Origin of the sequence: Zhongshania sp., assembly GCF_029212375.1 — a bacterium.
GTDB lineage: Bacteria > Pseudomonadota > Gammaproteobacteria > Pseudomonadales > Spongiibacteraceae > Spongiibacter.
Genome location: NZ_JARGNU010000008.1, coordinates 127,943 through 140,667, shown reverse-complemented (window position 1 = coordinate 140,667; position 12,725 = coordinate 127,943). Strand labels below are relative to the sequence as shown.

At 51.6% G+C, this 12,725-nt stretch carries 13 protein-coding genes; 5 read left to right on the top strand and 8 right to left on the bottom strand.

Annotation, left to right across the window (positions count from 1 at the left end):
• Window positions 1-507, bottom strand: a complete 507-nt coding sequence (locus P1U47_RS10450; RefSeq protein WP_301028787.1) for an MgtC/SapB family protein — start codon at window positions 505-507, stop codon at window positions 1-3.
• Window positions 498-1,466, bottom strand: a complete 969-nt coding sequence (locus tag P1U47_RS10445; protein ID WP_301028785.1) for a zinc transporter ZntB — start codon at window positions 1,464-1,466, stop codon at window positions 498-500. The genes P1U47_RS10450 and P1U47_RS10445 overlap by 10 nt, the downstream gene beginning before the upstream one ends.
• A 226-nt stretch (window positions 1,467-1,692) precedes the next feature.
• Here P1U47_RS10445 and P1U47_RS10440 point away from each other — a divergent pair, with 226 nt between their 5' ends.
• Window positions 1,693-2,526, top strand: coding sequence for a class III extradiol ring-cleavage dioxygenase (locus P1U47_RS10440; protein WP_301028784.1), 834 nt, complete (start codon window positions 1,693-1,695; stop codon window positions 2,524-2,526).
• A gap of 113 nt (window positions 2,527-2,639) precedes the next feature.
• Here the strand turns inward: P1U47_RS10440 and P1U47_RS10435 are convergent, their stop codons facing one another.
• Entirely contained in the window at window positions 2,640-3,413 is a 774-nt protein-coding gene (locus P1U47_RS10435; RefSeq protein ID WP_301028782.1) for a ferredoxin--NADP reductase, read from the bottom strand.
• Between the two features lie 122 nt (window positions 3,414-3,535).
• Between P1U47_RS10435 and P1U47_RS10430 the strand changes: the two genes are divergently transcribed.
• The gene (locus P1U47_RS10430) at window positions 3,536-4,414 is read left to right on the top strand and encodes a LysR family transcriptional regulator (RefSeq protein WP_301028833.1); all 879 of its coding nucleotides are present in this window, start codon (window positions 3,536-3,538) and stop codon (window positions 4,412-4,414) included.
• A 6-nt stretch (window positions 4,415-4,420) separates the two neighbouring features.
• On the opposite strand, the gene P1U47_RS10425 is transcribed toward P1U47_RS10430, so the two are convergent.
• A complete protein-coding gene (locus tag P1U47_RS10425; RefSeq protein WP_301028781.1) occupies window positions 4,421-5,620 on the bottom strand; it encodes a multidrug effflux MFS transporter in 1,200 nt (399 codons plus the stop codon).
• A gap of 190 nt (window positions 5,621-5,810) precedes the next feature.
• Here P1U47_RS10425 and P1U47_RS10420 point away from each other — a divergent pair, with 190 nt between their 5' ends.
• The gene (locus tag P1U47_RS10420) at window positions 5,811-6,299 is read left to right on the top strand and encodes a MarR family transcriptional regulator (protein WP_301028779.1); all 489 of its coding nucleotides are present in this window, start codon (window positions 5,811-5,813) and stop codon (window positions 6,297-6,299) included.
• On the opposite strand, the gene P1U47_RS10415 is transcribed toward P1U47_RS10420, so the two are convergent.
• The 3 genes from P1U47_RS10415 to P1U47_RS10405 form a co-directional block, all read right to left on the bottom strand.
• On the bottom strand, window positions 6,296-7,927 hold the full coding sequence (locus P1U47_RS10415) for a hemin-binding protein (protein ID WP_301028778.1): 1,632 nt from the start codon (window positions 7,925-7,927) through the stop codon (window positions 6,296-6,298). The two genes, P1U47_RS10420 and P1U47_RS10415, sit on opposite strands and share 4 nt — an antisense overlap.
• A gap of 82 nt (window positions 7,928-8,009) precedes the next feature.
• The gene (locus P1U47_RS10410; RefSeq protein ID WP_301028777.1) at window positions 8,010-8,891 is read right to left on the bottom strand and encodes an OmpA family protein; all 882 of its coding nucleotides are present in this window, start codon (window positions 8,889-8,891) and stop codon (window positions 8,010-8,012) included.
• Window positions 8,892-9,054: 163 nt separating this feature from the next.
• Window positions 9,055-9,996, bottom strand: coding sequence for a DUF4126 domain-containing protein (locus P1U47_RS10405; protein ID WP_301028775.1), 942 nt, complete (start codon window positions 9,994-9,996; stop codon window positions 9,055-9,057).
• A 297-nt stretch (window positions 9,997-10,293) separates the two neighbouring features.
• Between P1U47_RS10405 and P1U47_RS10400 the strand changes: the two genes are divergently transcribed.
• Window positions 10,294-11,070, top strand: coding sequence for a DUF2889 domain-containing protein (locus P1U47_RS10400; RefSeq protein WP_301028773.1), 777 nt, complete (start codon window positions 10,294-10,296; stop codon window positions 11,068-11,070).
• A gap of 195 nt (window positions 11,071-11,265) precedes the next feature.
• Here P1U47_RS10400 and P1U47_RS10395 read toward each other — a convergent pair whose 3' ends face one another.
• Entirely contained in the window at window positions 11,266-11,967 is a 702-nt protein-coding gene (locus P1U47_RS10395; RefSeq protein ID WP_301028771.1) for an SIMPL domain-containing protein, read from the bottom strand.
• Window positions 11,968-12,201: 234 nt separating this feature from the next.
• Between P1U47_RS10395 and P1U47_RS10390 the strand changes: the two genes are divergently transcribed.
• A complete protein-coding gene (locus tag P1U47_RS10390) occupies window positions 12,202-12,663 on the top strand; it encodes an ATP-dependent zinc protease (RefSeq protein WP_301028769.1) in 462 nt (153 codons plus the stop codon).
• Window positions 12,664-12,725 lie beyond the last annotated feature (62 nt).

Below are 12,725 nucleotides of genomic sequence, written 5' to 3'. Positions count from 1 at the left end.
TTATTCTTCAGGCTTTTTCCGCTGATAGCGCCGCTCCGTAATGCGCTGATGAACACCTTTGCGCAGGGAGTGAAAGCTGTTTTCCAATACGTCGACCCCCACCAAAATACCCACAACCACCCCCGCCACTAACAGTGCCGGCCCATATTTATCGAGACCAATCATAACGCCAATAGCCGCGAGCACCCATATTGCCGCCGCAGACGTCACCCCTAACACCATGCCGTCGCGGGACAAAATAACCCCTGCGCCCAAAAAGCCAATACCCGTGATCACTTGGCCAATCACCCGCGACGGGTCGGTAACGCCGTTGCCAACCGACACCGACATCGCGATAAACACATAGGTGCCCAAGCAAATCAGCGCCGCCGTGCGGATACCAATCGGCTTGCCGCGAATCTGGCGCTCCAAGCCAATAATCGCGCCCGCCACAATCGTGGTGAGTACCGCAGGCCATTTCAGCGGCGCAATCGACAACACAGCCAAATCGGGAAGTACTATAGCCATTTTTTATACCTAAAAAAGACGAGCAAGCCACCTGCTAAGCCCACTAAGATGGCAATAAAAATAGCAAAAGCATAGTGATTTTCTGCACCGGGAATACCACCTACATTAATCCCCAGCAACCCCGTGGCAAAACCCAATGGCAAAAATATCGCCGACACTATCGACAGCACATACATTCGGCTATTGGATTCTTCCGAAATTTGGTTAACGAGTTCCTCCTGACTCACCGCCGCGCGTTCGCGAATACTGTCGAGGGTTTCGATATATTGCGCTAAGCGATCACCCACCTCCCGCACCCGCAAGCGTTGCTCATCGCCAAACCACGGCAGGCGCTCGCTTTGCACCCAGTTCAAGGCTTCGCGCTGGGGCGCCAAATAGCGCCGCAAGGCAATGGATTGACGCCGCACCTGGCCAAGCTCACTGCGCAGCCTTGCCCGCGCGCTGGTCAGTAGCGACTCTTCAAGCTCGTCGACCTTATCTTCGGCATTATCAATTGGCCCAGCCATGCGCCGCACTAGGCGGTCGCACAATACGGCGATAAATTCCGCGCTGGTTTCTGGGCCTTCACCCTCTTTAAAGCTGCGCACAATATCGTCTACCGACAATAGGCGGCGCTTTCGAGAACTGATAATGCGGTGCTCGTTTACACATAAACGAATAGACACCATATCTTCAGGATCTGCCTCGGGATTCATATTCACTCCACGCAGCGCCATTAGTAAACCGCCATTATGCGAGGTTGCACGCGGCCGAGTGTCTTCGGCCACCAGTGCAGCAATGGCGATATCGTCTAAGCCACTGTGCTCCTCCAACCACGTCAAGGTACCCGGTTTGCTGTAATCAAAGTGCAGCCACAGCAAACCCTGCGCTGGCTGCCACGCATCAATTTCGGTGGTGCTTAAGGGGGTAGCACCGCCCTTGCCGTCCAACAACATCCCGTAAACTAAAAAATCATCCATACTGGGCATCTCATTATTTATACTCCAGCGGATAATCGCACAGCAGCAGACCGACAAACAATGCCGCGCTCAGCGGCCCCGCTCACGTAATCGGTGCGTTTTCTCACACCAGCGGTAACAACAATCGGTTTTATACCCTTACGCCGCGGGCGAAATACCTTGTGTTAAAGTAAACAACCGTGAAATAACTGCGCCTGTACAATATATTCAAGGTGGCGAGAGCAAGGTGACGACGAACAATTTTATGGAGCGCAGCGTGATAAAAACCAAGCCTCAGGTATTATTTTTGTCTCATGGCGGCGGCCCTATGCCATTGCTTGGTGATGTAGGGCATACCGAGATGCTTGCCTGCTTAAAAAGCATCGCTGCCGACATCCGCAAACCCTCTGCCATTCTAGTGATAAGTGCGCACTGGGAAGCCAGTATTCCAACAATTACCTCGGCGGCCAAGCCGCCGCTAATCTACGATTACTACGGTTTCCCCGAAGAATCCTATCGTATTAGCTACCCCTGTCCAGGCGAGCCGTTACTTGCCCAGCAGGTCCAAGCCAGCTTACAAAAAGCGGGGATTGGCGCTAACTGCGATGCCCAGCGGGGCTTTGATCACGGCCTCTTTATACCCTTAAAAATCATGTACCCCGAGGCCGATATACCCTGCGTTCAACTGTCCCTTGTTGATAGCCTCAACCCCACAGAGCACCTAAATATCGGACGGGCGCTGCAAAATCTCAATTACGAAAATCTACTCGTCATTGGCTCGGGGTTTTCCTTTCATAATTTAAAGGCATTTTTTGCACCACCAAGCAGTGATGCCACCGCAAAAAATGAGTCATTTGAAAATTGGTTAATCGAAACCTGTGCCAGCCCAGATTTTAGTGAGGAAAATAGAACGCAGCGATTCACCCAGTGGCAAAACGCCCCAGCTGCCCGCTATTGTCATCCGCGAGAAGAACACCTGCTGCCCTTACATGTTTGCTATGGCCTTGCTGAAACGCCATGTTCTCAGCATTTTGAACTCCAGATTCTAAACAAAAAGGCGAGTATGTATCTTTGGTGCTAACGCCATTGCGCCGCAGCCGGTGACAGCCAAAATTCAAAAAGCAAAAAGCCCAAGTCATTAATGTGACTCGGGCTTTTAAAGGTAAGGCTAACTAGTCGCTTTAATGCACTAGTTTAATGCTCAACAAATGCCCGCTCAATTACAAAGTGGCCGTGAACACCGCCGCGAGTTTCTTGGAAGCCTGCGGCATTTAATAAAGCGCAGCTGTCTTTAAGCATACTTGGGCTACCGCAAATCATAAACCGGTCATCTTCAAGATTAAGTGGTGGCAGACCAATATCTTTCATTAATTTGCCGCTGCGAATTAAGTCGGTCAACCGGCCCTGATTAGCGTATTTTTCCCGCGTCACGGTTGGGTAGTAAATCAGTTTATCCCGCACCACCTCGCCAAAATATTCGTGGCTAGGCAAGTGATCGCGAATGAAATCTTGATAAGCCAGCTCACTCTCGTAACGCACACCGTGAACCAATATCACTTTATCGAATTTCTCGTACACCTCTGGGTCTTTAATAATACTCATAAACGGCGCCAAGCCCGTGCCGGTACTAAGCAAATAAAGGTTTTTACCGGGCAGTAAATGGTCGGCCAACAAGGTGCCAGTCGGCTTACGACTAATCAGCACTTCGTCGCCAATCTGAATCTGCTGCAACTTTGAGGTCAGTGGGCCGTCGGCAACTTTAATGCTAAAAAACTCCAACTCATCTTCGTAATTAGCGCTAACGATGCTGTAAGCCCTCATTAGCGGCCGCTCGCCTTGCTGTAAGCCAATCATGGTGAAGTGGCCATTTTCAAAACGGAAAGACGGGTCGCGACTGGTTTTAAAGCTAAACAAGGTGTCATTCCAGTGATGTACGCTGGTCACCCGCTCACGAATAATATTGCTCACTGTAAACCTCTCCTGCGGCGATGGGCGCCGTCCCTGTTGTTGCTGATTTGCCAATAGTCTACGGGAGCGCTATGCTATCGGCAAAACAACTTATTGTGATTTTTCATATCGGTTTTATTAATATGCACTATACCCTGCGTCAACTTGAAGTATTTCTAGCGGCGGCCCACACCGAAAACATCACCCGCGCCGCGCAGCAGCTGTCTATGTCGCAGTCGGCGGCATCGAGCGCGCTCAAGGATTTAGAGCAACAATTTTCGATCCAGCTCTTTGACCGCATTGGAAAACGATTGCAAATCAATGAATTAGGTCGAGCCTTGCGCCCCCAAGCAGAGGCTTTATTAGACCAAGCGCAAGCCTTAGAACAAGGCTTTCGCCGCCACGACCAAATCGGCGAGCTAAAAGTAGGCGCCACGCTTACTATCGGCAATTACATTGCGGTCGACATCATGGCCGAGTTCATCAATCGCCACCCCGCCGCCAAAGTCGAGCTCAATGTTGCCAATACCGCCGCCATTAGCCAGCAAGTACTGAACTTTGATTTGGATATAGGTTTAATCGAAGGCGAATTGCATCACCCCGACTTGGAAGTCACTAAATGGCGGGAGGATGAATTACAGATATTTTGCAGCCCAAATCACCCCTTGGCTAACAAGAAAAATCTAAGTAATGCAGATTTACTGGCCGCCCAGTGGATTTTACGCGAGCCCGGCTCGGGTACTCGACAAGCATTTGACCGCGCCCTGCACGACCTGCTACCTGATCTGAATATCCGCCTAGAGTTACAGCACACCGAAGCAATCAAGCGCGCAGTGGAAACCGGATTAGGCATTGGCTGCCTGTCTAAACTCTCGCTGCAGGGCTCGTTTGAAACCAAGCGTTTGGTGGCTCTAGAGGCGAAATCACGGGATTTTAAACGCTACTTTTACTTTATTCTGCATCGCCAAAAATACCGCAGCGAAGGCATATTGCGGTGGCTGGAGTTATGCCGAAATAGCTAACAAGCGCTAGCAAGCCTCCGAGCTTAAGGCCGCAGGCTGCTTGCTAGGTTTGGGCACACAATACAGTCCTAAAGCCGAGGCTAAAAACATGGTGACTGTCATCGGCCACATATGTTCGCTATGAAACTGTGTAGACAAACCGCTAATAACACCGCCAATAAGATACTGGCCACTGCCCATTAGCGCCGAGGCAATGCCGCTGTGCTGGGGGAAAAACTGCAGAGCACAGGCCTGAGAATTACCCATTATTCCGCCCAGCGCACCAATTGCCAGCATCACAAGGGGAACCACCACCCACAGTGGCGGCGAGAAACCCGTAACCAATAGTAAGGCGCTACAGAAAACAAATAGATTCAACATTGCTCGCGGTAAAATTTGCGCGGCGGGCACCGTATTTAACAGGCGATTATTAATGCGGTTAGCAATGGCAAGAGTGACAATATTGCCCGCAAACAACATCGAAAACACAGCTTCACTTTGGCCGTACATGTCGATATACACCAGTGCAGCATTGGCCACAAAAGTAATCATTACGCTAAACCCTAAACTTTGGGCCAATAAATAGCCCATTGCGGCGCGATTAGACACCACAAATTTATAGCGCGTCAGCAGGCTATCTGCCAGCGGTGCGCGCTGCTCTGAACCGCGCTTTTTAATAATGATACTTGCTAAACCGCAAACCGTAATTGCGTAGGCCGCCAACACTAAAAACACCAACTGCCAGCCGCTCAAGCTATATAACACGGTGCCAATCGTCGGCGCTAACGCGGGTGCTATGATCGTGATTAGCATAATTTGCGAGAACAATTTCGCCGTCGCCTGGCCTTCGGTGTGATCGCGAATAATGGCGGGCACCACGACCGAGGCAAAGCCGCCGCCCAGCGCTTGGAAAAATCGCGCCGCCCAAAACACCGACAGCGACTCGGTAAATGCAATGACCACGCTGGCCATAGCAAAAACAGTCAAGCCAAAAAACAGCGCCGGACGACGACCAAAATAATCGCTAATCGGCCCGCCAAAAAACTGCCCAAAACTCAACCCGAGCATATACAGGCTCACGGTTACCGCAATATCTTGCACCGGCACACCGAGCTCCGCCGCAATCGCCGGAATAGTGGGCAAATACATGTCGATGGCCAGCGGTGACAGAGCAAAAATCAAAGCCAATAGCAATATTAAACGCAGAGGAGGAAGCGTGGAGGACATAGGGCACCTTTATCTTTCCAGAAAGATAATAGCTGGAATTTAGCTTTCCAGCAAGATAAGATTCAATAACCTTCATCGCCGGTAGCGCCAAGCATGAGCATCATCAAACCTTATAGTTCATTCGAGAATGTACATATGAACTTGCAGAAAGGCATCCACACCGGCGTTTACCTGCGCGCAGGTCAATGCCATGGATGATAAACGCATTAGTATTAAGGAATTACGGCAGCAGCAAAAACAGCACTGGCCCGAAATGCACCGCGCAGCCACCCCAGCAATATTACGGATTATTCGCGCAGGCGACCGGTTTATGAAGGAAACCGAAGCCGCCTTGCAGACCTGCCAGTTAACCCGCGCCGAGTTTGATGTGCTGGCCACCCTGCGCCGCCAAGCGCCGCCGTATCAGCTCAGCCCCACAGAGCTGTGCAAGGCCATGCTATTTAGCTCGGGTGGACTAACAAAAGTGCTCTACCGCCTGCAAAGTGCCAACTTGGTATTGCGTCCCAACAACCCCGACGACGGCCGCAGTTTACTAGTGCAACTAAGCCCAGAAGGCATCGCACTAGAGGGCAAATTATGCGCGACCATTGCCGAATTGCACCAAGCGCGCATCGCCAAGCTCAGTCCCGCAGAGCAAACAACGCTAAACCAGCTCTTAAAAAAAGCCTTTAACGATTAAAATACCCAGCGCAGCCGCCAAAAGAAATCGGCTTCTAGGGATTCTAGGCGGGGTTCATCCACCACATCGTCAAACACCGGCACGGCGGCCAGTAGCTCGGTTTCTAAACCGTAGCCTGGCTTGAGACTTAGCCTAAAGCCCGCATCGGCCAAGCTCTGGCTCGCCGCCAATTCACCGCGAGCATTATTAAATTCGGTTGCTGCGTACTCGCCAAACAGCGACGACTCCCACGCAAGTCCCCACCACTGATGCTTGCCATTCACGGCGACGTGCGCGAAATAGCCATTGTCGCCAATCATGACCCCAGGTAAATACGCGCTCATGCTGTTCATACCGCCGAGCACAAATTGCTGCTGCTGTGGCAACTGGGTGTTGTCGGCAAATTGACCGCTAAAGTTCAGGGCCAGCTCAACGTCTGGGGCCAGCGCAAATTTATAACCCAGCTTGGGCAACAGCAGAATAAATTCTGCTTCGCGCTTACCAATACTAACCGCGTCGCTATTGTCGCTCGCAAAACTACCGCCGTTGCCAAAACCCGTTTTTAGCGATAGTTGCGCTTTGAAATATGAGGGCGCATCGGCCAAACTGCCGCGCACCGAATACTTGGCTCCCAGCTCAAGCGAGTCATAATTTTCATCTAACAGTGGCGTACTTTGCGCCGCGGAACGAATCTCTGAACTGATATGCTCAATCCGCTCAAATGCTGTCCAACGCTGCACTGGATTGCTGTACAAAACTTGCTCACCAGACACGGCAATGCTGTCGATATCGGCGTCGAGGAACAGCGTTTCCCCCGCGCCACTCAACAAACAGCTATTTAACAAGGGCAAACACAGGCCACCAATTCCGCTGGCCGCAACTTGTGGGTGGCGCTGGTATTCAATATGACTGGCCTCAACACCGTATAAACCAAAGGTAAACGGATGTTCAAGCGTGAAATCAAATTGCTGATAATCGTCGCCATCACCGGCTTCACCAAACGACTCAAATATGGTCTTGTAAGCTAAATTTAACTCCGTGCCACTCGTAAACTGATGTTTAAAGCCAGCCAAGCCAAAATAACGCCCTAAGAATCGGCTGCCCTTATTGTTCATTTCCAAAATAAAATCTGTTGCATCATGCTCGGCAATAACTTGCTCGCGAAAATCAAGAATCACCTGATTATCGTAGTGTTGCTCGTAGGCAATACTGTATGACAAGCCGGCGCGTTCGGCCTGCAAATCGGCCAACACCCGCGCCCGATCAAACTCTGCCAAGCTCAAGTCTGGGTCGCCCACCAAATTGGCAAAATGAGCGGTTACCTGTGGATTCCCTCGCAGGCCTTTTACTACGGCTTGATTCACCAGCACGGTTACGGTGTCGTCTAGGCGGTAATAGCTCACACTCACCAATAAATGGCCGGCATTGTAATAGCGCCGCGTCAAGCTGGTGATCGCCGCCGACGGAGTTTCGGCCTCGGCCAATAGCGCCTCTATTTGGGTGTTTGAAAGCTGCTGATTGCCGATAACCCGTACCGTAATGCCGCCGATGACGGCCGAGATCGATGCAGCCTGAGCACTGCTATTGGCCTGAATCTGTATTTGACTGGCCAGCTGGGGCGGCATTACCGGTGGCAGATCAATTGCCATTTATATTCTCCTCAAATACGCGAGCGGGGGCCGCGGCCCCCGTAGTAGTGTGTAAAATTTAGTCTTGGCGGCGCGATACTTCTCACAGCCGCTTTAATTCAACCCGCCGGTTCAGGTTTCGCCCTTCAGCGCTGTTGTTATCGGCGCGGGGGGCCGCTTCACCGTAGCCCTTCGCCACTAAGCGGTCGGCACTCAGTCCTTGGCTCAGTAAATATTTCCGCACCGAGCGCGCTCTGGCTTCCGACAACCGCAGGTTGTATTCTGCCGCGCCCCGATTATCGGTATAACCGCCCACTTCAATATGCTTTGCGTCTGATTGTTGAATAACTAATAGCGCACGATCAAGCACCTGCTTAGCACTGGCATTTAACACCGCGCTGTTATTGGCAAAAAATACGCCCTCTAAAAGCAGTACCTGGGGGCCATCTAAGTAGCAGCCATTCGCCAAGGTTTTAATGCCGCGCGGGGTTTTTAAACACTGGTCATCTTGATCGCAAACCCCGTCACCATCGTCGTCAGCACAGGCATAGGTGTCTGCCTGAATACGGCCAGCAACAAAGCTAGGGTCAATATTTGCAAGGGGGGTCAAGGCGGGCTGATCTTTTGCTGCGGTTAACGGTGCCAGCGCATTAACTGGCGCGCCACTGTCTGCGGCCAGCACACCCTGATCCATCGCTAACAACTCGTCACTCGGCGCCAAAATGTCTAGTTCAACTGGCAGCACTACCGCAGCCACACCAAGCTGGTCATCAATACACAGCAAGGTATCGTCAAGATCAATACCCACCGCCTTAGTCAGCGAATGTCCAATGAGCAGAACACCCGTTTGATTCAATACATGTAAAATTAAACCGGCCTGAGCAGAGCTGAGCGGCAACAGCACAAGTAAAACCAATAAGCATACACGCCGCGTTAAGTTTGAAATCAAGGAAGATAACACCTGTAAAAATCCGTTTTGTTCCATTGTGAAACGTGTCCAGCACCTAACGCCACTGAGCGCGAGGCGGCAAAAGAAAGCAACTGTCAGTCGATTAAAACGTATTTGCCTCGCCAGCGCATGGAATTTGTTTGAGATACCCCGCTCAAGCCCAAACAAAAAACGATCGACGTCGATTTTGTGATTAACATCACGTCATTGCACTGGGATTAGGTTTTGGCGCGTCGTTTGAACTTGGGCTCGAGCCTGACGCTGCGCCGTGTTCAGCGATCACCGCGGCCTTTGCCGCCAGATACTCGGCGTCGCTAAGCGCGCCAGCCTGATGCAACGCCTCCAAGCCCTGCAGGGCCTCTAATAAAGATTTTGGTTTCCGATCTAAATTAGCAACTAACGCTGACTCAGCGTTTAACGGCGTCGCTACGCTCGCTTCGTCTACCAAGGCCTGACTCGTTTCCGTGCTCAGCCCCAGCCATTGCCCTATTTTACGGAAAATCCGCGCAATGCCCCGCCACAACTTGGGCAGCAACCAAATCAGTAAGAATAAAAAGGCCACAAAACCAATCAAGAACAACACCGGATGATTCAGCGCCACCCACAAGCCGCCAAAAACAGCGACATCTTCGCTGATTGACGCCAGCCAGTTGCTCACCGGTTCCGGCGAGGTATTAATTATCATTCGGGTACTCGCCTTTGCTGCGTGGGTCACCGAAGTCACCGAACCGCCAACAATACCCGCCGCCAACTGCAACGCAGGGCTAACATCGCCCACCGCATTTGCCGCGAGCAAGGCACCAGCGGGAATACGTATAAAGGTGTGCAACGCATCCCAGCCAGTATCCACCCCCGGAATTTTATCGGCAAAAAACTCCACTGCGTACATCAGGCCCGCCGCCAAAATCACCGCGGGGTCTTGCACCACCGCCAAACTCTCTGGCAGATCAATGCCGCCAACTGAGCCACCTAGGCCCAGTACTAAAATCGCCGCGTATAAATTTAAGCCGCTGGCCCACGCCACCCCCATTGTTAGGGATATCACACTAATTAGCTGCTGATACTCATCCACTGCCTTAATCTCCGCTTTGTAAGCGCTTAGCAAATACCCAATTCCCGCCGCTGCACTCAACTCAAACACAGGGCCTACAGTGTGTATACCGACATATCAGCACTGCACCCGATAATCGACTGGCATCACTACCACCGGCAATAACACCATGTAAAAATAACACATGACGCGCCCAACTGGGCCGCCAGAGCGCCATTGCACCCTATATCGCCCGCAATTCAAACAGCTTATGGCTCGACGCCATCATGCAATCAACACCACGAAGCTCATGCGTTTTTAGCGCTAACAGGCTAATATCATGGGGTTTATTCACCCATGTTCGATGGTCACATTGCGTCACAAGCCACGATCATTCTGGAGGCCAGCATGTCGACCGCACAAGAATACCCGAAAACCGAGAGCTATGGCCAAGGCCGCTATCGGCGCCGCATTCGCCTACGTGCCGAGGCTGGGCAGGTGCACGGCGAGCTAGAAGACACCAACCACGGCTTCCGCTGCACCGTATTTCACGACGGCAATAAGGTCACCGATATACACAGCGCTGCGCTGCGTATTCCCTTTGATACCTGCCCAGGCGCCACAGAACCACTGCGCAAATTAATTGGTTTGCCGCTGTGTGAAGATATACTCGATATTAAGCCACTAACCGATACCGCAGCCAATTGCACCCATCTACTCGACCTTGCACTGCTGGCTATTCGCCACAGTACCCGCCAAATTCCAGAAATGATTTACGATATTTGCGTTGAAGATCAGGCCCACGACGAGCAAATTGCCAGCGCCGAAATTTTCGCTAACGGAAACTTAATCCATCGCTGGCAAACCTGTAATTGGGCAATCATCAGCCCCAGTCATCTCAATGGCAATGTTTTGTATAAGGGCTTTAGCAAATGGGCCGCAACCCACTTTAGCGGCGATCAACGCGAGGCGGCTTTTGCGCTGCAAAAAGGCTATTTTGTTGCCGTGTCCCGCCGCTACACCAATAATTCTCAGGTCGGCCAATCTGCCAACGACCATCGCGACGTTATGCTGGGAGTTTGCTATAGCTACAGCTCGCCACAAATCGAGCGCGCCAAGCGTGTCGCTAATAGTATGCGCGACTTTAGCAACGTTCCTGAACAACTCCTTAAATTTATAGAATAACCTTAATTATCATATTGTTACATAAAATTTAAATCATACGCACAATTACGAATATACCCATAACAAGGGTGGCGATACTATAGCTACAGATTTTTTGACTTATGCTCCTAACATTGGTCTCCATAGTAGCACCCCCGCTTGGCACCCACACTCTGGGTGCTTTTTTTTGCCCGCAGAAAGCCCCAGAAATGTCGCTTATTTCAGTAAAAACACCACATTTAACGTAGCGCTTACCGTTTCTTTGCCAATGAGCATTGGGGCTTGCGCGCCCACTTTGGCATCCATCATCATTGCTCGCTCATACACCACCGGCGCCGCTGCACCTTCATCAATGTGGTAAACCCCTGCCAGCTTGCGACCAAAGCCCGCCGCCAGCGCCGACGCCTTGGCCTTGGCATCGGCTATTGCAGCTTGCACCGCCCGCGCTTGTAGCGCCTCGCGATTAGACAAATCAAAACTCACATTGCCCAGTTCGCTAATACCGGCCTGCACCAAAGCATCGAGCACCGCACCGTAGCGCGATACATCCTTAAGCTGAATATCGACACTGCGCTCTACCCGCTGCCCCAACAATAAGCGCTTGCCGTCCTGCCATTCGTAGTCTGGATAGATACGAATCTGTGAGGCGCGAATATCGGCCTCGGCCACGCCCTGCTCCGCCACGGCGGTCAATACTTGCGCAGTGCGCTGATCCACAAGGCGCTTCGCTTCCACAGCCGTTTCTTGGGTTTCTGAAATTTGTAACTGTAAATGTGCAATATCGGGCTGAGCCTCTACTTCGCCCCGCGCCGACACCAGCACATGAGGGGCATCTGGTAAGGTCGCCGCAACGGCAAACAGCGGCAGCAATGCACTCAACACAAAAGTAAGACCACCCTTTAACATTAGCTTATTCACGTTTCTCATCCTTTGATTCCTTATAATTCAATTTTCAGTAGGCCCAGATTAAAATTTACGTTTGCCGCCCCTACAAAAAGCACCGCCCAAAATCAGACCTCGTCACCACCAATGAGTGCCTAAAACGCGCCCAAAGGCCGCTAACTAAAAAAGTATAAATAGCATTAAAAGCTACTCCTCACGGCCCTTAGCGGCTATGCTGGCCACCTTAAGTCTGACGATATGAGGCCGCATTTGCCACAGACAATATTAGGATGGCGAGAGTGGGTAAGCTTACCCGCACTGGGCTTAACCGGCATAAAAGCGAAAATCGACACCGGCGCGCGCAGCTCCTCACTTCACGCCTTTGATATCAAGGCCATCGAGGTAGACGGTGCGCCGTGGGTCGAATTTAAAGTACACCCCCATCAGCACGACACCACCGACGTTATCAACTGCCGAGCGCCAATTAAAGACTATCGGCAAGTCACTGATTCTGGCGGTCACCGCAGTATGCGCTATGTTATAGAGACACACATTTGTATTGGCGGTGAAGAATGCCTTGCCGAAATGACCCTCGCAGACCGCTCACAAATGCTCTTTCGCATGTTGTTAGGACGCACTGCCATGAAAAATCGCTATACCGTCGACCCCAGCCGCTCGTATTGCGCCAGCAAAAAGCCGCCGAAACAAGCCCGCCACACAATACCGAACTAAACCCGTAAACCGCGGGAACTAAACAGCGACCGAGCCAATCTGATGGCTCCGCCATACACGCA

Excerpts from the sequence above, each read along its gene's own strand:
- P1U47_RS10450 (WP_301028787.1), bottom strand. The coding sequence starts at position 507 with ATGGCTATAGTACTTCCCGATTTGGCTGTGTTGTCGATTGCGCCGCTG.
- P1U47_RS10400 (WP_301028773.1), top strand. The coding sequence starts at position 10,294 with ATGTCGACCGCACAAGAATACCCGAAAACCGAGAGCTATGGCCAAGGC.
- P1U47_RS10415 (WP_301028778.1), bottom strand. The coding sequence starts at position 7,927 with ATGGCAATTGATCTGCCACCGGTAATGCCGCCCCAGCTGGCCAGTCAA.
- P1U47_RS10430 (WP_301028833.1), top strand. The coding sequence starts at position 3,536 with ATGCACTATACCCTGCGTCAACTTGAAGTATTTCTAGCGGCGGCCCAC.
- P1U47_RS10425 (WP_301028781.1), bottom strand. The coding sequence starts at position 5,620 with ATGTCCTCCACGCTTCCTCCTCTGCGTTTAATATTGCTATTGGCTTTG.
- P1U47_RS10420 (WP_301028779.1), top strand. The coding sequence starts at position 5,811 with ATGGATGATAAACGCATTAGTATTAAGGAATTACGGCAGCAGCAAAAA.
- P1U47_RS10410 (WP_301028777.1), bottom strand. The coding sequence starts at position 8,891 with ATGGAACAAAACGGATTTTTACAGGTGTTATCTTCCTTGATTTCAAAC.
- P1U47_RS10445 (WP_301028785.1), bottom strand. The coding sequence starts at position 1,466 with ATGGATGATTTTTTAGTTTACGGGATGTTGTTGGACGGCAAGGGCGGT.